This window comes from Shewanella spartinae (assembly GCF_019457555.1).
Lineage (GTDB): Bacteria > Pseudomonadota > Gammaproteobacteria > Enterobacterales > Shewanellaceae > Shewanella > Shewanella loihica.
The window spans coordinates 4,177,800-4,196,551 of record NZ_CP080418.1; the positions used below are offsets into that span (position 1 = coordinate 4,177,800).

An 18,752-nucleotide genomic window follows, 5' to 3' on the forward strand; every position below is an offset into this window, starting at 1 on the left:
TAACCTCAACAATAAATATGTGACAATATCGCCACCTGACGAATAACAAGCCGATTTTATTGCATTTAAATTCACATTAAAAGCATTTGTTGTCATCGAAAGCGATATTTTTTCATTACAACGAGACAATCTGATTAAGCATAGCAGAACAGATTAAGATCAGAGGCTTAGGTAGAGGTCGGAATCCGTAGAAGCACAGGGCTAACGCCTGGGAATTTGTCTGAAGAATAGAAATGAGCTGGCCAACACCATGGGGAAATTTAGGGCAAAAAAAAGCCCCTGCAATGAGGGGCTTTTTCCAAAAAACGTGAATCAAGAATTACTTGATTTTCGCTTCTTTGTAGATAACGTGCTGACGGATAACGGGATCAAATTTCTTGATCTCCATTTTTTCAGGCATGTTACGCTTGTTTTTCTCAGTCGTGTAGAAGTGACCTGTTTTAGCGCTAGAAACTAGCTTGATCTTCTCACGGTTACCTTTAGCTTTAGCCATGGCTTATTACACCTTCTCGCCGCGGGCACGAAGTTCAGCAACAACAACTTCGATACCTTTCTTATCGATAATACGCATACCTTTAGTAGATACACGTAGCTGTACGAAACGCTTTTCGTCTTCTAACCAGAAACGGTGGTTCTGTAGGTTAGGTAAAAAACGACGACGAGTCGCGTTCTTAGCGTGCGAACGGTTGTTACCAACCATCGGCTTCTTGCCAGTAACTTGGCATACTCTTGACATGTCAATCTTCTCCAAAAACAATTTAACGCTCGAGCATTAATGTACCTCGAATATGGCCGTCGCCCGAGGCACACAAAGAGGGCGCATTTTATACAGGATCTAAAATCAAAGATCAAGGGATATTCAATCTATCCATCCCCTCTCTGCAAACGAAACTATCTCACGATCGCCTACAACCATATGGTCTAGCAGCGAAACATCTATAGTCGCCAACGCGTATTTCAATCGCTCAGTAATTCGCCGATCAGCATGACTGGGCTCAGCCACCCCCGAGGGATGGTTGTGGCACACAATTACCGCTGCGGCTTTTTTCTCAAGCACTAGGCTTACCACTTCTCGTGGATAAACCGAGGCTGAATCTATGGTGCCACGGAACAATTCGACGAACTGAATCACCCTATGCTGACTATCGAGCAATAAGATGGCAAACACTTCGTAGGCACGATCCGCTAATTGTCTCATTAAATAGTCCCGAGTTAAATCAGGATCTGACAAAATCTTTCCTCTTTGTAGATTTTCTTGCGCGATCCGCTTGCTTAACTCGATGGCTGCCTGCAGTTGGGCATACTTTACCGGACCGATCCCCTGAATATCACACAGCTCACTCAAGGAGGCGCTAAACAGCGCTCTGAGGCCACCGAAGTGGGTTAACATGACTCTGGCCAGGGACACGGCGCTTTGACCCTTGAGGCCATTTCTGAGCAGCACCGCCAGCAACTCGGCGTCAGAGAGCTGGGCGACACCACTGCGCAGCAGTTTTTCTCTGGGCCCCTCTCCCTGAGGCCAATCTTTGATTGCCATAAACACTCCTTGTCTCGGCGCCATCTGCACACCTAGGCTTTAGAGTATGGTCTAGTTTTTAAAAACTTGTATCCTCAACCTCAGCAGGATTGTGGTATGGTTAGCGGGCAAAATTAAACGCGATTAGTGATCAACATGAGTCTAACCAATAAAAAGATATTGCTGGGAATTGGCGGCGGCATTGCTGCCTATAAGTCTGCCGATCTGGTCCGCCGCCTGAAAGAGCGCGGCGCCGATGTGCGTGTCGTTATGAGCCAAAGCGCGCAGGAATTTATCACGCCGCTGACCCTGCAGGCGCTGTCGGGCCATCCCATTGCCACCGACCTGTTAGACCCGGCGGCCGAAGCCGCCATGGGGCATATCGAACTCGCCCGCTGGGCCGACTTAGTGTTGATCGCTCCGGCAACCGCCAACCTGATCGCCCGCATCAACGCCGGCATGGCCGATGAGTTGATCACCACCACCTGCCTGGCCACAGAAGCGCCTGTAGTGCTCTGCCCGGCGATGAATCAGCAGATGTATCGCAACGTCGCCACCCAGGACAATCTGGATAACCTGAGAAAGCGCGGCCTCACCATCTGGGGACCGGCATCTGGTAGCCAGGCCTGCGGCGAAGTCGGCCCTGGCCGCATGGAGGAGCCCCTGGTGATCGCCGAGCGCGTCGAACATTTCTTTGCGCCGAAGCTGCTTCAGGGAATATCGATACTGCTGACGGCGGGTCCGACCCGCGAGGCGATCGACCCCGTGCGTTACATCTCTAATCACAGCTCGGGCAAGATGGGCTTTGCCCTGGCACGCGCGGCGGCCGAGATGGGCGCCAAGGTGACGCTGGTCGCCGGCCCGGTCAATCTTGAGACGCCGATGAATGTCAATCGCCTCAACGTCGCCTCGACCCAAGAGATGCTCGACGCCGTGATGCAGCAGGTACACCACAGCGATATCTTCATCGGCTGCGCTGCGGTCTGCGACTATCGCACCGCGGATATTGCCGACGAGAAAATTAAGAAATCTGCCACAGAGATGTCACTTGCGCTTGTACGCAATCCTGATATCTTAGCCACGGTCGCGGCCCATGAGGCACGTCCATTCACGGTAGGATTTGCCGCCGAAACCCAGGATGTAGACCATTACGCCAAAGACAAGTTGACCCGCAAGAAACTGGATATGATCGCCGCCAATGACGTATCCGACCCGGCCATCGGCTTCAACAGCGATATCAATGCATTGAAGGTCTTCTGGCAAGGGGGCGAGCACGCCCTGCCCGCCACAGATAAATACACCCTGGCTAAACAACTACTCACCCTAATCGCACAGCAGATGAAGACAGCATGAAGACGCCCATAGAACTCAAGATCCTCGATTCTCGCATCGGCTCACAGTTTCCGCTTCCCGCCTACGCGACACCGGGCAGTGCAGGCATGGATCTGCGTGCCATGATAGAGACCACCATGGTAATTCAGCCGGGCGAAACCCAACTGATCCCAACCGGGATCGCCGTGCATGTTGCCGATCCCAGCCTGGCGGCCGTCATTCTGCCGCGCTCCGGCATGGGCCACAAACATGGCATAGTGCTGGGCAACCTGGTCGGTCTTATCGACTCTGACTATCAGGGCCCCCTGATGGTCTCTTGCTGGAACCGCAGCAGCGAGCCTTTCACCTTGGAGATTGGCGATCGCCTGGCGCAACTCGTGTTTGTGCCTGTGGTACAAGCCGAATTTAAATTGGTCGACGAATTCGACACCTCAGATCGAGGCGAAGGCGGTTTCGGCCACTCGGGTACTCGATAGTTAGGTACCTATTAGCCAAATTCTCGATAACACGGCACTCACACCTCGACACGCCGCATAGAATAATTAGAGAGTCATGGGCAGCGCCTGCCCATCGGCTCCTGTAGTAATTAAGTAAAGGATACTTAGATGGCTGCAAGCCCTAAAATCAACCGACGCGAACATATTCTTCAATGTCTGGCCACCATGCTAGAAACCAGTCCCGGTCAACGAATCACCACGGCAAAACTTGCCGCCGAGGTGGGCGTGTCTGAGGCGGCGCTCTATCGCCACTTTCCCAGCAAGGCGAGAATGTTCGAGGGGCTAATCGACTTTATCGAAGAATCGCTGCTGTCGCGCATCAACCTCATCATGGATGAAGAGAAAGACACCATGAGACGCTGTCAGTTGCTGCTGCAACTCTTGCTGGTATTTGCCGAGCGCAACCCAGGGATCTCCCGCGTCCTCAACGGCGACGCCCTATTGGGAGAGAATGAGCGACTGCGTAACCGTACCGGCCAGATCTTCTCCAAGGTTGAGACTCACCTGAAACAGATCCTAAGAGAGAAGACCCTGAGAGAAGGCAAAGGCTTTAACCTGGACGAGGCAATCCTGGCTAACCTGCTGCTGGCCGTGGCCGAAGGCCGCATCGCCCAATTCGTGCGTAGCGACTTCAAAAACAAGCCCACAGAACACTTCGCCGAGCAGTGGCAGTTTATTCAGCAGCAGCTACTTCAGAGTTAACTAATATCAATAAAAACAGCGACCTGTAATACACGGGTCGCCGTGTTTTTCTAGACAAAAGTATTGCACTCGTAAATCCATTGTTTTACCCTCCTTGGCGCAACAAACCCACAAAAACTCTATAACAATTGTGCGTACAAGGATGTTATATGAAACTAATTCAGTCGTTTAGTTTAGCCTGCCTCTGCCTCATCAGTAGCCAAGTCACGGCTTCAAACAAAGATATTACTGAGCTTTTTAGCCGCTCAGCCGAATTTTCTAACGTGCAGATCTCCCCCAACGGAGACTACCTCAGCGCCATCACCTCCCACGAAGGTAAGCATATGCTGATGATTCTGGACGCCAAAACCAAGAAACCGACCAATGTGGTTCGCTTTCCGGACAACGCCCAGGTAGGGCAATACGTTTGGGTTAACAATGAGCGTGTCGTGCTGGCTAAGGAATACCTAAAAGGCTGGAGCGACCATCCCATCTATTATGGTGAGCTGATGGCTGTCAATGCCGATGGTTCTAAACCAACCTATCTTTTCGGTTATAAAGGCGGTGAGCAACAAACGGGTTCTCGCATCAAGAAAAATACAGCGATACAAGCCACAGCCTATATTCTCGATCCTATGCCTGAAGATGATCGCTACATGCTCATCCAAGCGCTCCCTTGGGGCTCCGGCAGCGCAAACACTGTGGAGAATCTTCAGCAAGTTTATAGAGTCGATGTCTACAAGGGAACACGTAGAAAAATTGCGACCTCACCTATCTCCTACGCTCGATTTCTACCGGATCATGATGGCGAAGTTCGCTTTGTCAGTGGTACCCGCGACTACGTTAGTTCCCAGCTCTATTACCGCAAAGATGATGAATGGGTCGACACAGATAAGCTGAATTTAAATCTCGATGATATTACTCCTATCGCCTTCGGTGATGATGAGAACAGTGTCTATGTACTCGGCAGCGAAAACGGTAAACCTAAAGGGGTCTATTTAGTCGATATCAAGAGCGGTAAAAAGCAGCTTATTAGCCAGGACAAGGTAGTCGACCCGAGCAATGTGTGGATCAACCGCGTCAACAAACAACTCTACGCCGTAGAATATGAGAATGGCTACCCGACCTATGAGTTTGTCGATAATGATGAAAAACTGGCCACCACACTGAAACAGCTGCTCACCGCACTGCCTGGCCATCAGGTTCATCTCGTCAGCCAGACCAACGACATGAGCAAACTGATCATCAAGGCTTTCAACGATAGAAATCCTGGCGACTACTACATATTCGATGCCACCAGCAAGAAGCTTGAATATCTAGTCTCACAAAAGAAATGGTTAGATCCCGATAAGATGGCCGAGATGAAGCCAATCAGCTTTACTGCACGAGACGGTAGAGTGATCAGTGGATATCTCACATTGCCATATGGCAAAGAGGCTAAGAATCTGCCGCTCGTGGTCAATCCTCACGGCGGTCCACATGGTCCAAGAGACTGGTGGGGCTTTGACGACCAGAACCAGTTGATCGCTAGTCAAGGCGCTGCTGTGCTGCAAGTAAACTTCCGCGGCTCGGGAGGCTATGGTAAAGAATTTGAGCATGCTGGCCACCAGAAATGGGGCTCGGAGATCCAGTACGATATTATCGATGCCACCAAACACGTCATCGAACAAGGCTTTGTGGACAAAGAGCGAATCTGTATTGTCGGCGGCAGCTTTGGTGGATACTCGGCGCTACAAAGCCCAATCCTAGCACCGGATCTATTCAAGTGTGCCATAGGCTTCGCCGGTGTCTATGATCTCGAGTTGATGTTCAACGAAGGGGATGTACAAGGGCGCCGCGCGGGTGAACGTTACCTGAAGCAGGTACTAGGCGAGAACGAAGCCATGCTTGAGCAGATGTCACCTAGCAAGAACGTCGACAAACTCAAAGTAAACTTGCTACTGGTGCATGGCGGTGAAGATGAGCGAGCGCCAATCGAACAGCTCGAAGCGCTGGAAGAAGGGCTCAAGAAACACAACTACCCTTATGAGAAACTGGTCATGGACGATGAGGGCCACGGCTTCTATAACGATGAACATAGGGCGAAATACTACCGTCAGATGATGAGCTTCCTCAAAGACAACCTTAAGCTCTAAACCCCTTAAAAACCCCAAAAGCCGATTGCCACAATCGGCTTTTTTGTTAATCCCCTAGTATTTCTGGGTATAAATTACCCGCAAATCAGGGTATCCTCCCTGACCCGCCGCCCTATGTTTACTGGCGCCGGACAGGCTATAATGAATATCTTAAAGGTTAATTTGTTAAAAACATTAGTAAATTAACCTTACTGAATAGACCACTATCTGATGGTGGAGGACACGATGGCATTAAGTGAAGCAGCACAGCAGGTGCAAACTGCATTATTAGAGCGTGGTCTTGAGACGCCCATGGTCCCATGCGGACTGAGCAGCGAGGCGCGCAAAGAGAAGATTGAGCACCATATGCGCGAGATCTTAACCTTAATGTCACTGGATCTGCGCGACGACAGCCTGGTCGAGACCCCTAAGCGTATCGCCAAGATGTATGTGGATGAGATCTTCTCGGGCCTGGACTACGAGAACTTTCCCAAGATCACGGTTATCGAAAACAAGATGGGCTTCGATGAGATGGTCAAGGTCAACGACATCAGCCTAACCAGCACCTGTGAACACCACCTGGTGACCATAGATGGCGTCGCTACCGTCGCCTACCTGCCGCGCAAGAACATCATAGGCCTGTCTAAGATCAACCGTATCGTGCGCTTCTTTGCTCAGCGCCCTCAGGTGCAAGAGCGCCTGACACAACAGGTATTGGTGGCGCTACAGACACTGCTTGAGACAAAAGATGTGGCGGTTAAGATGGATGCGGTGCATTACTGCGTTAAATCCCGCGGCGTGATGGACTCTACCAGCACCACAACCACCACGGCCCTGGGCGGTATCTTCAAGTCAAACCCAGCCACCCGCGCCGAGTTCCTAAGCAATTAACTCCTATTGCTTGTAACCGACTTCTCGCAATAAAAAACGCTGCCTAGGCAGCGTTTTTTTGTTTCGCGACAATTGATATCGATTAGATACCGTATTGGTCGCGATAGGCGCTTACCGACGCCAACTGCGCTTCCATGCCAGATTTTTCCGACAGGTAGTTAATCAGATCTTCCAGCTTGATGATAGAGACGATATTGCAGCCAAAGTCGCGCTCGACTTCCTGGATCGCCGACAGCTCGCCCTTACCCTTCTCTTGACGGTCCAGCGCAATCAACACGCCCGCCAACTCGGCATTGTGAGCCTCGATAATCTCCATAGACTCGCGAATCGCAGTACCTGCGGTGATCACATCGTCCACCAGCATCACACGGCCCTTAAGCTCACTGCCCACCAGGCTGCCGCCCTCGCCGTGATCTTTCTTCTCCTTACGATTAAAGCAGTAAGGCATGTCGATATCATGGTGATCGCACAGGGCTACCGCCGTGGTGGTCGCGATAGGAATCCCTTTGTAGGCAGGGCCAAATAGCAGGTCATACTCGATACCCGAATCCACCAGCGCCGCCGCGTAGAAGCGACCCAGACGCGCCAGATCACGCCCGGTGTTAAACAGGCCGGCATTAAAGAAGTAAGGGCTAGTGCGGCCTGACTTTAACGTAAATTCGCCAAAACGTAATACCTGACGCTCAAGGGCAAACTCAATAAACTCACGTTGATAGGCTTTCACAATCTCTCCTTTTTAAAATGTAGGGGTACGCTCAATTCGATTTAAAAAAAGGACCCCGTAGGGTCCTGATCAACAAAATAATGATTAACTCAATGCGGCCTTCTGCACATCGACGATCTCCCGAATGCCGTGCTTGGCCAGATCCAGCAAGCTGAGTAGCTCTTCATGACTAAAGGGTTCACCCTCGGCAGTCCCCTGGATCTCGATGATCTTACCGGTTTCTGTCATCACCACGTTCATGTCGGTCTCGGCGGCGCTGTCTTCGACATACTCTAGGTCACAGATAGGCTCACCTTTGTAGATGCCTACGCTGACCGCAGCAATCAAAAACTTAAGTGGATTAGTCTTAATCAGTCCCTTACCACGGGCCCAGTTAAGCGCGTCAACCAGGGCTACACAGGCACCGGTAATGGCTGCGGTGCGGGTACCACCATCGGCCTGAATCACGTCACAGTCGATCACGATAGTGTTTTCACCCAGTGCCTTCATGTCTACCGCTGCGCGTAGGGCGCGGCCGATTAGACGCTGGATCTCCTGGGTACGGCCAGACTGCTTACCACGGGCAGCCTCACGATCCATACGGCTGTGGGTCGAGCGCGGCAGCATGCCATATTCGGCGGTAACCCAACCCTGGCCCTGACCTTTCAGGAAACGCGGCACCCCTTCGGTGAAGCTCGCGGTGCACAGCACCTTAGTTTCGCCAAATTCGATTAATACAGAACCTTCTGCATGGGCAGTGAACTGTCGCGTAATGGTTACCGGACGAGATTGAGCTGGGGTTCTGTCACTTGGGCGCATTGGCATTTCCTGTTTGAAATAGAGATAAGCAGATTTGGCTGCATATTATAGGGGCTTGCGCGCTTCGATGCCATGTTAATCATGACCCAAAGCGTAAAGGGAGGAGAGTTTGCTTTAACCCTGCATCTCATCGGACTATAATCCAAGGTCACTAAATCGATTTAAACTATTGGAATTACCCATGATCCAAAGCATGACAGCCTATGCTCGCATCGAGCACAAAGCACAATGGGGCACCGCCTCCTGGGAGATCCGCTCGGTCAATCAACGTTACCTGGAAACCTACCTGCGACTGCCAGAACAGCTGCGCAGCCTGGAGCCCGTCCTCAGAGACCGTCTGCGTAAACGTTTAAATCGCGGCAAGATCGAGGTCAACCTGCGCTACGATCTTGGCGAAGAAAAGAATAACGAACTGCAACTCAACCAGGCGTTGGCCAGCCAGATCATTCAGGCAGCCAACTGGGTCAAGCAGGAAGCCGGTCAAGGCGAGATCAACATAGTCGACGTGCTGCGCTGGCCGGGCGTAATGTCGGGCAGCGAGCAGGACATGGACGCCATCGGCAAGGAGCTACTGTCCGCCTTCGACAGCGCGGTCGATCAGTTTATCGAGGCCCGTGGCCGCGAAGGCGACGCCATCAAGACCATGTTGGAAACCCGCCTGCAGGCCATTGAGGAACAAGTAGCCATCGTTCGCCAGCACATGCCTTCCGTGATGCAGTGGCAGCGCGACAAGCTCACCAACCGTTTAGCCGAGATCCAGGGCGAACTGGATCCCGCCCGCTTGGAACAAGAGATGGTTCTGCTGGCGCAGAAGATGGACGTCGCCGAAGAGATGGACAGACTCGACGCCCACGTCGCCGAGACCCGCCGCATCCTCAAGAAAGGCGGCGCCCAGGGCCGACGCCTCGACTTCATGATGCAGGAGTTTAACCGCGAGTCCAACACCCTGGCCTCCAAGTCCATCAGCTCAGAAGTCACCGCCGCCGCGGTAGAACTGAAAGTGCTTATCGAGCAGATGCGAGAGCAGATCCAGAACGTGGAATAAGCGCTTCAGTCTTACTAAAAGCCTCATTATTGAGGCTTTTTTCATTTCGAAATCAGTCCAGTTAACAGCTCATACCCGAAATTTCGAGCCAAGCTAGTCTCTGAAATCAGAATGTAAGACACGACAGGGCTTACCGCTATGCTTATGCAAAGAGTATTGCTCACGCTTAGTGTCCGAACTTCAAAGCCGAGGCTAGGCATGGTAAAAGGTGTCTCTCGGGTGAGCGGCGACATTCCGCCTGTATTCACTTCAATCAATGTATAACCAAGTCCCAACGCCGAAACCTAGGCGACACAGCAATAATGGAGACCCCATGTCACAACGGAGTAAATGGCCACAGTTACTGGTGATTCTGATCGCCCTGGCGCTGCTGATCCCTGGACTCAGCCTACCTATGCTGAGCCTAGATGGCCAGGCGGACAAATCTAAATTTGCCCAGACAAGTATAGAGCTGATGACAGAAGACGGTGAGATGCGTGGACTGCTGGGGTCGGTATCCGCCTTTCTCGGCTTTAACGAGCTTGAGGGTCAGGTGGAGATCTATCGCAAGCACCGCAGCATACTGGGGACGGTGCAAGATCTGATGCAGAGCGGTAACCTGTTGGTCGGCATCATGATAGCTACCTTCTCGGTGATCATTCCCACCCTCAAGCTACTGGCGCAAGCGGTACTGGTTTTCGCACGTGGCAGCACGGCTACCCTGCTCACACGCCTTATCGATGCCATCGGCAAGTGGAGCATGGCCGATGTATTTGTGGTGGCCATCATAGTCAGCTACCTCGCAGGTAACGCCGAGGATCAGATGGGTGAGCTGATCATAATGCACGCGCAGCTCGAAATCGGCTTCTGGTTTTTCACCGGTTACTGCCTGTTTGCCATCGCTTCCAACATCATGATGGGCAAACCTAAAACCATTTCGACTTAACCCGGCAACTTGAAAGAGAAAAATTCAATCTGAGCCAAGCGATACTCAAGAGAGCTAACGACATAAAAAAGCCCCCTTATTGTTATAACGCAATAGGGGGGCTTTGTTCGATATAGGCAGGCTAAACCCTTAACCCCCACATGTCGAAGGTCTCCTTGCAGAGCTGCTCCCTAAAATCGGGGTGGGCGATATCGATAAGCGCTCTGGCACGCTCGCGTAGCGACTTGCCGCGCAGATTAGCCGCCCCATATTCGGTGACTATATAGTGTACATGGGCGCGGGTGGTGACCACACCAGCTCCGGGAGAGAGTACCGAGGCGATACGCGACACCTTGCCGCCCGCCGCCGTGCTTGGCAGGGCGATCACCGAGCGGCCCCCTTCCGACAGGCCTGCTCCGCGGATAAAGTCCATCTGGCCACCGACACCTGAATAGATGCGGGTGCCTAGAGAGTCGGCGCAGATCTGCCCCGAGATATCCACCTGCAGCGCCGAGTTAATCGCCATCACATTGGGGTTCTTACGAATGATCGAGGTGTCGTTGACCTGTTCGATATCCATGAAGACCACGGACGGGTTATCGTCCACATAATCATACAAGCGCTGACTACCCAATGCGAAACCTGTGACCAGCTTGCCTGGGTGCACCTTCTTGCGACTGTTGTTGATCACCCCCTGCTCGACCAGATTAAGTACGCCATCGGAAAACAGCTCGGTATGCACCCCAAGGTCTTTATGCTCCGTGAGGCAGGAGAGCACGGCATCGGGTATGGCGCCTATGCCCATCTGCAGGCAGTCGCCGTCGCGCACCAACTTGGCGACGTGCCTGCCTATGGCCAGGCTGGTCTCGTCGCTGGCCGCCAGCGGATGTTGTGGCAGCGGCATGCTCTGCTCGAACACGGCGGCAAACTTGTCGTAATGGATGAAGCCATCACCATGGGTACGTGGCATACAGGGGTTGATGTGGGCGATGATCTTGCCCGCCACCTGACAGGCCGCCAGCGTCGCCTCCACCGAGATCCCCAGCGAGCAGATACCATGCTTATCCGGCGGCGATACCTGAACGATCGCCGTGTCTATGGGCTGCTCGCCGGAGCGGAACAACTTAGGCACCTCGGAGAGAAAGATGGGCACATAATCGGCGTCTCCCTGCTGCAACAGCAGGCGGGTCGGCAAGCCGCCGAAGAAACAGCGATGACGCAGATGCCCTTTTAGCCTAGGATCGCTGAGGGACTCGGCGCACTCGGTATGCAGTTGCAACAGGGTCAGGTCTTTTCGGGTCAAGGCATGCTCGGCCAAGGCATCGAGTAAAAGCTTGGGGGTGGCGCCCATGGAGTGGGTCCAAAGGGTCTCGCCGCTCTGGATCAGGGCAACGGCCTCTCGCGCAGTATTACAGATAATGGGTGGCATCTATCTCACCTATAGTCGGAAAACTGAGTGCAGTGTACGAACTAACTTAACGCTTTGATAGCAAACTTATCAATGAGTTCACCTTAAGTTGATCTCGAGCAAGAGAGTATCGACTCGGCGCGAATATTTGGCGCGAGATAAATGCGTCGGCGGCACAAAAAAGGGGCCCATGGCCCCTTCTCTTGAGTTATTTAAGGTAAGCCTTGAGGCTATCCCCTTGGGTCAACAGACTCTTATAGAGGGTAAACTGGTTAGCCGCACGCTCGAGATTATGGTTCTCATGGTGAACATGAAAATAGACATCGCCATTGAGGTGATCCGTTAGGAAGCGCACCCCGATCATCAGGCAGATCACCCTGGCGCCCAGCCAGAGGCTTTGACACTCGACATCGCTCAGCACCTCACCCAGCTCACCCAGGTAACCACGGCAGATGGCGGCAAAGATAGGCTCGCGCACCTCGACCTTGGTGAGATTGGTGGAGTCCTCGGCCTCTGGCGAGGTAAAGGTTCGCACCATGTCGCCGAAGTCATACATCAGGTGTCCCTGCATGCAGGTATCGAGATCGATGATCGCCATGCTGCTCATGTCGCGCTTATCGAACAGCATGTTATTGATCTTAGTGTCGTTATGGCAGACACGTGGCGGCAGCTGCGCCTCGACTTCGCTAAGCTCGCTCAGAAGCTCATCTTGTGACAGGGCAAAGTCCACCCAGACCTGACAGTCTTTGAGACGCCCCAGGCTGTCTTTAGCGACCGCCGCTTGCAGCTGAGCGATGCGTCCGGGCAGATGATGAAACTTGGCAATCACATCCTCAAGCTGGCTGGCATCGAGATCGCTCAGGGCGCGGGAGAAGTGACCGAAGGCCTTGGCTGCAGATTCTGCCTGCGCCGCATCGGCGACCACTTCTATGCTGTGGCTGAAGGGCAGATAGGTGATGGCGCGCCAAAAACCTTGATCGCCTAAGTCCAGCGCCAGCTCGCCCTGTGAATCTGTCACCGGCTGCACTACACTCAGGCGATACTCGCCAGCCTCATGTTTGGCGAGCAGATGCTCTGCCACCTTCTGGGCGTTGCTCACCAGGGCGTGGGGTTGAGTAAAGACTTCCGTGTTGAGGCGCTGCAGCACAAACTCGCCCTCTGGCCAGCGCACGAGAAAAGTATCATTGATATGACCGTTCCCAAGGGGACTCACTTTGGCCGAAGCGGTTACACCAAAGTGCGGCAGCACCTGCTGCCTTATAAAATCAATCACCCAGTAACTCCATTAATTTTTGTTTTACCCAATCAATATCTTGCGGATAGGTCACCCCTAACCAGGTGTCTGGGGTTTGACTCACAAATACCTGTTTAGCCTTCGCCTCACCGGTTAGGGCGGCTTGCACCACGGCGGGAAGATAACATTCGCTGTCAGCCTTATGCCCCTGCTGGGTCACAAATTCCACCAAAGCCTCACCTAGAAGATCGAAGATGTCCGGGGTAAAGCCCCAACAGGTCATAGAGGCCATCGCCTCGGGTGCCAGATTGCCCTGTCGTCCCTGATGCGAGCCCACCAGATTATCACCTTGCCAGGCAATATTCAGCCACTCTTCGACAGAAATCAGCAGATTATCCTGGGTAACACAGATGCCGCGATTGACGCCGCCATGATCCGACAGCGTCTCCTTGAGGGGATAAGCCACCATCTGCCACCGAGTTGGCCGCCGCTTAAAGCCTTGAGCCAGCAGGGCGAAGGCCTGATCGCCATAGTAATCGTCGGCATTGATCACCGCCATGGGACCGGATACAAATTTACGAGCACTCCACAGGGCATGAGCCGTGCCCCAGGGCTTAGTTCTATTGCTTGCCAGCGCTTCAAGATTAGTTCCGTTGGCAGACTCGCCACTTGGTACTGGTAGGTCTGTCAGCTGCTGCACACAGAAATGCAGCGCAAAATGAGACTGCAAGCCAGCCAGGCGCGCCTGAATACTCGGGATCAGCTCGGCGCGGGTCACTATCACGGCCGCCGAAAAGCCCGCCTCGATGGCGCTGGCGATCGACAGCTGCAACATGGTCTCGCCCTTGGGCCCTAGCTCGGCGATCTGCTTGTCGCCGCCGAAACGGCTCCCCAGGCCCGCCGCCATGATCACTAGGGTCAGGGATGGATTATCATCATCCCCACAGGACACTGCATCAGTTAACTTCATCGACATCAAACCACACGAGACCTATGCTTGTCTTAAAAATGGAGATAAGGGCGGCTGTGTAACCGCCCATGTCATAACTCATAGATTAAGGGAATTATAGATAAGGCCTGAAGGCCGGCTCCTTGGCCAGCGCCGCCTGACTGCCCTTGAGGCTAAACTCGTAGCCGCACAGGGTCAGGCTGCCGCGCATGGCAATATCATTGATGATGGCGGGCGTATCCAGCGGCGAGAAACGCGCCTGGGTCGAGGTGTCGGCCAGCAGATTCACCATCATAGGCCGATAGCTCACGCCATTGTTAAAGGTCAGGTTCTTACAACTGTTGTCACCCTCGGCGCTGGCAAGGGACCAGATGGTGCCAGGTTCGCCCCGCTCACCCAGCCAGCTAAGCATCAATACCTTGCCCTCGAGTTGCACCTTAAAGCCGTCTGGCATCGCCACCTGCTTGATGTTTGTCGCGGGCGCTAGGGCAATAGGCGCAGCGGCTTCTGACTCCGCTGCGACCTGTTCGGCGGCATCATCGCCCCCAAGCCAGAACAGGCTGCCAAGCAACAGCGACAGGCAACCGAAGCCTAGCAGGGCGCCGCGAGGATGGCTCTTTATGGCGGTTAAGGTTATACCAAACAGCTTAGCCAGCTGCGCCCCGAGCGTATTAACTCCTTGCGCCAACCTGTCCTGGGGTTGGCTAGCTTGGGACTGGCTATCTTGGAAATAATTATCTTTTGGGCCATCACTTCGATAGACCTGCTGCGCATCGAGATCAGACGCCATGGCAGATGCCTGCTCAACCCCAGGCTCATTGTCCTGCGCCAGCTCTTGCGCCAACGAGTGTTCACCAGCATGAGCAAATACAGGCGAATCCGCCGCCAGGGTGGGCTCAACCCGGGTGCGGCGCTGGTTACTCGCCATCAAGGGGCCACTGTAGCCCAGGCTATCGAAGGGGGCAGATGTCTTAGGCTGAGGACGAGAAACGATAAAGCCCACCGCCAAAATACTCAAGATGAGGGCGGCCCAGTTCGGCCAGGCCTGCTCGGCAAATACCAGGCTCATGGCCAGCAGCAGTGGCCCGGGGACAGCCATCAATGCCAGCAGACGCTGAGTGGTTATCAGGCGCCGGCTAGCGCTAAGTAGCGAGACGGCAATTAATGGCAGGGCCAACAGCAACAAGATGCCATGACCGGCAAACAATAGGGAGAAGAGATAGATGAGGCAGAGTGAGGCACCACTAATGACAAGAAAACGCAGGCTGGAATCCACGCCCTGGCGACAGAAAAAGGTGTTTAACGACATAAAAAATCCCACTTCACGGCTATCTCAGCAGAGAGTCTACTGGATCTCGCCCCGGATGACGCTTAATTTTGGTTAATTTTCCCGGCCAGCCCAATGCCTACAAAACCATTACCCGTCCAAAGCAATCTCCATCCAGCCAGAAATCAGTAGGAAAGCTCAACAGACCCTAGCCTAAATTTACTACTAGGCTGTATAATGTCTGGCTACCTAAAACGATACAGCCTTTGGATAGCAATTACATGACCGCTCGCGGAAACCTCTTTATCATTTCAGCGCCCAGTGGCGCCGGCAAGTCTTCACTTCTTAGCGCTATTTTGCAGGATAAACCCGCCGATATGAAGGTCTCTGTGTCACACACGACACGCCAACCCAGAGTCGGCGAAGTCGACGGCGAGCACTATCATTTCGTCAACGTCGACGAGTTCAAGGCATTGATCGAAGCGAATGCCTTCTTCGAATGGGCCGAGGTATTCGGTAACTATTATGGCACCTCTAAGGCGGCCATCGAGGTGATGCTGGAAAAGGGCATAGACGTGTTTCTCGACATCGACTGGCAGGGCGCCCAGCAGGTCAAACAGATGATGCCAGAGGCGATTGGCGTCTTCATCCTGCCGCCCTCTAAGGCGGAGCTTGAGCGTCGCCTCACCGGCCGTGGTCAAGACAGCGCAGAGGTCATTGCCGGGCGTATGGCCCAGGCAACCTCGGAGATCTCCCACTATGGTGAATATGACTTCATCATAGTGAACGATGACTTCGAGCAGGCACAGGTGGATTTAAAGGCAATTATTCGCAGCCAACGCCTCACTCGTGCTAGTCAAATTCATGCTCAAAATGATATGCTTAATGATCTGTTGGCAGACTAACTGTCATCGTGTACAATTTTGCGTCATTTTTTCACCCATAAACACTGGAGTTTCAATACATGGCTCGCGTAACTGTAGAAGACGCCGTAAACCAAATCGGCAACCGTTTTGATATGATCCTGGTTGCAGCGCGTCGTGCTCGCCAAATCGCTGTGCAGGGCAAAGACCCTATGGTTGAAGAAGAGAACGACAAGCCAACGGTTATCGCTCTACGCGAAATCGAACTTGGCCTGGTTACCGCCGACACACTAGACGCCGATGAGCGTCAGACCGTCCGCGAACGTGAAGCAGCCGAAATCGCTGCCGTTGCCGCCATCGCCGAAGGCCGCAACACTATCTAAGGAGTGAAGCCACTTGTATCTGTTTGAAGGTCTCAAGGAGTCTGCGTCAAGTTACTTAGAAGCGACGCAGGTAGAATTACTCAAGCAGGCCTATCAGGTAGCGCGCGATGCTCATGAAGGGCAGATGCGCACGAGTGGCGAACCCTACATAACCCATCCGGTTGCGGTTGCCCGCATCCTGGCCGATATGCGTCTCGATCATGAGACGCTCATGGCCGCCCTGCTACACGATACCATTGAAGATACCCCTGTCACCAAAGAAGAGCTCTCGGAGCTGTTTGGTGAATCTGTGGGCGAGCTGGTCGAAGGCGTCTCCAAGCTGGACAAGCTTAAATTCAGAGACAAGAAAGAAGCCCAGGCGGAAAACTTCCGCAAGATGATGATGGCCATGACCCAGGATATCCGGGTGATCCTCATCAAGCTCGCCGACCGCACCCATAACATGCGCACCCTTGGCGCCCTGCGTCCCGACAAGCGTCGTCGCATCGCCCGCGAAACCCTGGAAATTTACGCCCCCATCGCCAACCGTCTGGGTATTCACAATATCAAGACTGAGCTGGAAGACCTGGGTTTTCAGGCCTATTACCCCATGCGCTATCGGGTGCTTAAAGAGGTGGTTAAGTCTGCCCGCGGCAACCGTAAAGAGCTTATTCAGAATATCGAAGGCGCCATCAAGACTCGCCTCGAAGACACAGGTCTCAAGGGTACGGTCAAGGGTCGCGAGAAAAACCTCTATTCCATCTACAACAAGATGTGTAACAAGGAACTCCAGTTCCAAGAGGTGATGGATATCTATGCGTTTCGGGTGATCGTCGACTCCATCGACACCTGTTATCGCGTCATGGGCGCCATGCACGGCCTGTATAAGCCGCGTCCAGGTCGCTTCAAAGATTATATTGCCATCCCCAAGGCCAACGGCTATCAATCGCTGCATACCTCACTTTTTGGTCCACACGGCGTGCCGGTGGAGATCCAGATACGTACCGAGGATATGGATCAGATGGCCGACAAGGGGGTTGCCGCCCACTGGCTCTACAAGGGCGCCGGTTCGGCCCAGCAAGGCACCACGACTCAGGTGCGTGCCCGCAAGTGGATGCAGAGCCTGCTTGAACTTCAGCAGAGCGCCAGCACCTCCTTCGAATTCGTCGAGAACTTTAAGACAGAACTGTTCCCGGAAGAGATCTATGTCTTCACCCCTGAGGGACGCATTCTCGAGCTGCCTGTAGGCGCCACCGCGGTGGATTTCGCCTATGAGGTGCATACCGACGTGGGCAACACCTGTGTCGGCGCGCGGGTCAACCGTCAGGCCTATCCGCTGAGTCAGCCGCTGATTTCCGGCCAGACTATCGAGATCATCACCGCCAAGGGCGCGCGGCCCAATGCCGCCTGGCTCAACTTCGTGGTGACGGGTAAGGCGCGCTCTAAGATCAGACAGCTGCTCAAGAGCCTCAAAGAAGACGATGCCGTACTGCTCGGCAAGCGTCTGCTCAACCACGCCCTGGGCGACATCAAGCTCAAGGATATTCCTCAGGAGCAGATCGATAAGGTGGTAAGCGAGACCAAACACGCCACCCTAGATTCCCTGCTGGCCGATATCGGCCTGGGCAATGCCATGAGCATAGTGATCGCCCAGCGTCTCAAGGGCGATCGCGTCGAGCAGCACGAACATAAAGAATCCAACATGATGCCGATCCGCGGCGCCGAAGGCATGCTGGTCTCCTTCGCCAACTGTTGTCGCCCCATCCCAGGTGATGCAGTGATCGCCCACGTGAGCCCGGGTAAGGGGCTGGTGGTGCATATGGAAAGCTGCGCCAACATCCGCGGTTATCAGGGCGAGCCAGACAAGTATATTCCTGTGCACTGGGATAACGCCGAGGGCGTCGAGTTCCAGGCCAACCTGCGTATCGAGATCGTCAATCACCAGGGCGCGCTGGCCAAGATCACCTCTATCGTGGCCGCCGAGGGCTCGAATATCCATAACCTGAGCACCGAAGAGCGTGACGGCCGGGTATTCTTGATTAACTTACGGATCTCGGTCACCGACCGGGTCCACTTAGCCAACGTGATGCGCCGTATCAGGGTACTGCCGGAAGTGCTGCGCACATCGCGTAATCGTTAGTTCCACCACTATTAACCTAAGTAGAGA

The 18,752-nt window shown here is 53.6% G+C and carries 19 protein-coding genes; 10 read left to right on the plus strand and 9 right to left on the minus strand.

Going from position 1 to position 18,752, the window contains the following annotated elements; genetic code table 11:
• Positions 1–319 precede the first annotated feature (319 nt).
• From rpmG to radC, 3 genes are all read right to left on the minus strand, one after another.
• Positions 320–493, minus strand: coding sequence for a 50S ribosomal protein L33 (rpmG, locus tag K0I31_RS18030; RefSeq protein WP_007651290.1), 174 nt, complete (start codon positions 491–493; stop codon positions 320–322).
• Positions 494–499: 6 nt separating this feature from the next.
• A complete protein-coding gene (gene rpmB, locus K0I31_RS18035) occupies positions 500–736 on the minus strand; it encodes a 50S ribosomal protein L28 (protein ID WP_011867275.1) in 237 nt (78 codons plus the stop codon).
• Between the two features lie 123 nt (positions 737–859).
• The gene (gene radC, locus K0I31_RS18040; RefSeq protein WP_220043519.1) at positions 860–1,537 is read right to left on the minus strand and encodes a RadC family protein; all 678 of its coding nucleotides are present in this window, start codon (positions 1,535–1,537) and stop codon (positions 860–862) included.
• Between the two features lie 135 nt (positions 1,538–1,672).
• Here radC and coaBC point away from each other — a divergent pair, with 135 nt between their 5' ends.
• The 5 genes from coaBC (at position 1,673) to folE (ending at position 7,031) form a co-directional block, all read left to right on the plus strand.
• Complete coding sequence (gene coaBC / locus K0I31_RS18045; protein WP_220079257.1) at positions 1,673–2,869, plus strand: bifunctional phosphopantothenoylcysteine decarboxylase/phosphopantothenate--cysteine ligase CoaBC; 1,197 nt, start codon at positions 1,673–1,675, stop codon at positions 2,867–2,869.
• Positions 2,866–3,324, plus strand: a complete 459-nt coding sequence (dut, locus tag K0I31_RS18050; RefSeq protein ID WP_144201696.1) for a dUTP diphosphatase — start codon at positions 2,866–2,868, stop codon at positions 3,322–3,324. The genes coaBC and dut overlap by 4 nt, the downstream gene beginning before the upstream one ends.
• 129 nt (positions 3,325–3,453) lie before the next feature.
• On the plus strand, positions 3,454–4,047 hold the full coding sequence (slmA, locus tag K0I31_RS18055) for a nucleoid occlusion factor SlmA (RefSeq protein WP_011867279.1): 594 nt from the start codon (positions 3,454–3,456) through the stop codon (positions 4,045–4,047).
• 149 nt (positions 4,048–4,196) lie between these two features.
• The gene (locus K0I31_RS18060) at positions 4,197–6,161 is read left to right on the plus strand and encodes an alpha/beta hydrolase family protein (protein ID WP_220079258.1); all 1,965 of its coding nucleotides are present in this window, start codon (positions 4,197–4,199) and stop codon (positions 6,159–6,161) included.
• A gap of 225 nt (positions 6,162–6,386) precedes the next feature.
• Complete coding sequence (folE, locus tag K0I31_RS18065; RefSeq protein ID WP_041508989.1) at positions 6,387–7,031, plus strand: GTP cyclohydrolase I FolE; 645 nt, start codon at positions 6,387–6,389, stop codon at positions 7,029–7,031.
• Positions 7,032–7,113: 82 nt separating this feature from the next.
• Here folE and pyrE read toward each other — a convergent pair whose 3' ends face one another.
• Together pyrE and rph are read right to left on the minus strand one after the other, a co-directional pair.
• Positions 7,114–7,755 (minus strand): orotate phosphoribosyltransferase, encoded by a 642-nt coding sequence (pyrE, locus tag K0I31_RS18070; protein WP_220079259.1) that lies wholly within the window; start codon positions 7,753–7,755, stop codon positions 7,114–7,116.
• Between the two features lie 84 nt (positions 7,756–7,839).
• Positions 7,840–8,553 carry a ribonuclease PH gene (gene rph, locus K0I31_RS18075; protein WP_011867283.1) on the minus strand — a complete coding sequence of 238 codons (714 nt, stop codon included), beginning with the start codon at positions 8,551–8,553 and terminating at the stop codon, positions 7,840–7,842.
• A 181-nt stretch (positions 8,554–8,734) separates the two neighbouring features.
• On the opposite strand from rph, the gene K0I31_RS18080 reads away from it, so the two are divergent.
• A complete protein-coding gene (locus K0I31_RS18080; protein ID WP_220079260.1) occupies positions 8,735–9,598 on the plus strand; it encodes a YicC/YloC family endoribonuclease in 864 nt (287 codons plus the stop codon).
• Between the two features lie 313 nt (positions 9,599–9,911).
• The gene (locus K0I31_RS18085; protein WP_220079261.1) at positions 9,912–10,523 is read left to right on the plus strand and encodes a paraquat-inducible protein A; all 612 of its coding nucleotides are present in this window, start codon (positions 9,912–9,914) and stop codon (positions 10,521–10,523) included.
• Positions 10,524–10,644: 121 nt separating this feature from the next.
• Here K0I31_RS18085 and K0I31_RS18090 read toward each other — a convergent pair whose 3' ends face one another.
• From K0I31_RS18090 to K0I31_RS18105, 4 genes are all read right to left on the minus strand, one after another.
• Positions 10,645–11,931, minus strand: coding sequence for an acetyl-CoA hydrolase/transferase family protein (locus K0I31_RS18090; protein ID WP_220079262.1), 1,287 nt, complete (start codon positions 11,929–11,931; stop codon positions 10,645–10,647).
• A gap of 187 nt (positions 11,932–12,118) precedes the next feature.
• Positions 12,119–13,183 (minus strand): phosphotransferase enzyme family protein, encoded by a 1,065-nt coding sequence (locus tag K0I31_RS18095; RefSeq protein ID WP_220079263.1) that lies wholly within the window; start codon positions 13,181–13,183, stop codon positions 12,119–12,121.
• Complete coding sequence (locus tag K0I31_RS18100; RefSeq protein ID WP_220079264.1) at positions 13,176–14,120, minus strand: NTP transferase domain-containing protein; 945 nt, start codon at positions 14,118–14,120, stop codon at positions 13,176–13,178. Before K0I31_RS18100 ends, K0I31_RS18095 begins: the two co-directional genes overlap by 8 nt.
• Positions 14,121–14,208: 88 nt before the next feature.
• Positions 14,209–15,402, minus strand: a complete 1,194-nt coding sequence (locus K0I31_RS18105; protein WP_220079265.1) for a hypothetical protein — start codon at positions 15,400–15,402, stop codon at positions 14,209–14,211.
• 239 nt (positions 15,403–15,641) lie between these two features.
• Between K0I31_RS18105 and gmk the strand changes: the two genes are divergently transcribed.
• Genes gmk through spoT form a run of 3 tightly spaced genes read left to right on the plus strand, consistent with a single transcriptional unit; the run spans position 15,642 to position 18,725 of the window.
• Positions 15,642–16,265, plus strand: coding sequence for a guanylate kinase (gmk, locus tag K0I31_RS18110; protein WP_220079266.1), 624 nt, complete (start codon positions 15,642–15,644; stop codon positions 16,263–16,265).
• A gap of 59 nt (positions 16,266–16,324) precedes the next feature.
• The gene (gene rpoZ, locus K0I31_RS18115; RefSeq protein WP_011867293.1) at positions 16,325–16,606 is read left to right on the plus strand and encodes a DNA-directed RNA polymerase subunit omega; all 282 of its coding nucleotides are present in this window, start codon (positions 16,325–16,327) and stop codon (positions 16,604–16,606) included.
• A 13-nt stretch (positions 16,607–16,619) separates the two neighbouring features.
• Positions 16,620–18,725 (plus strand): bifunctional GTP diphosphokinase/guanosine-3',5'-bis pyrophosphate 3'-pyrophosphohydrolase, encoded by a 2,106-nt coding sequence (spoT, locus tag K0I31_RS18120; RefSeq protein WP_220079267.1) that lies wholly within the window; start codon positions 16,620–16,622, stop codon positions 18,723–18,725.
• Positions 18,726–18,752 lie beyond the last annotated feature (27 nt).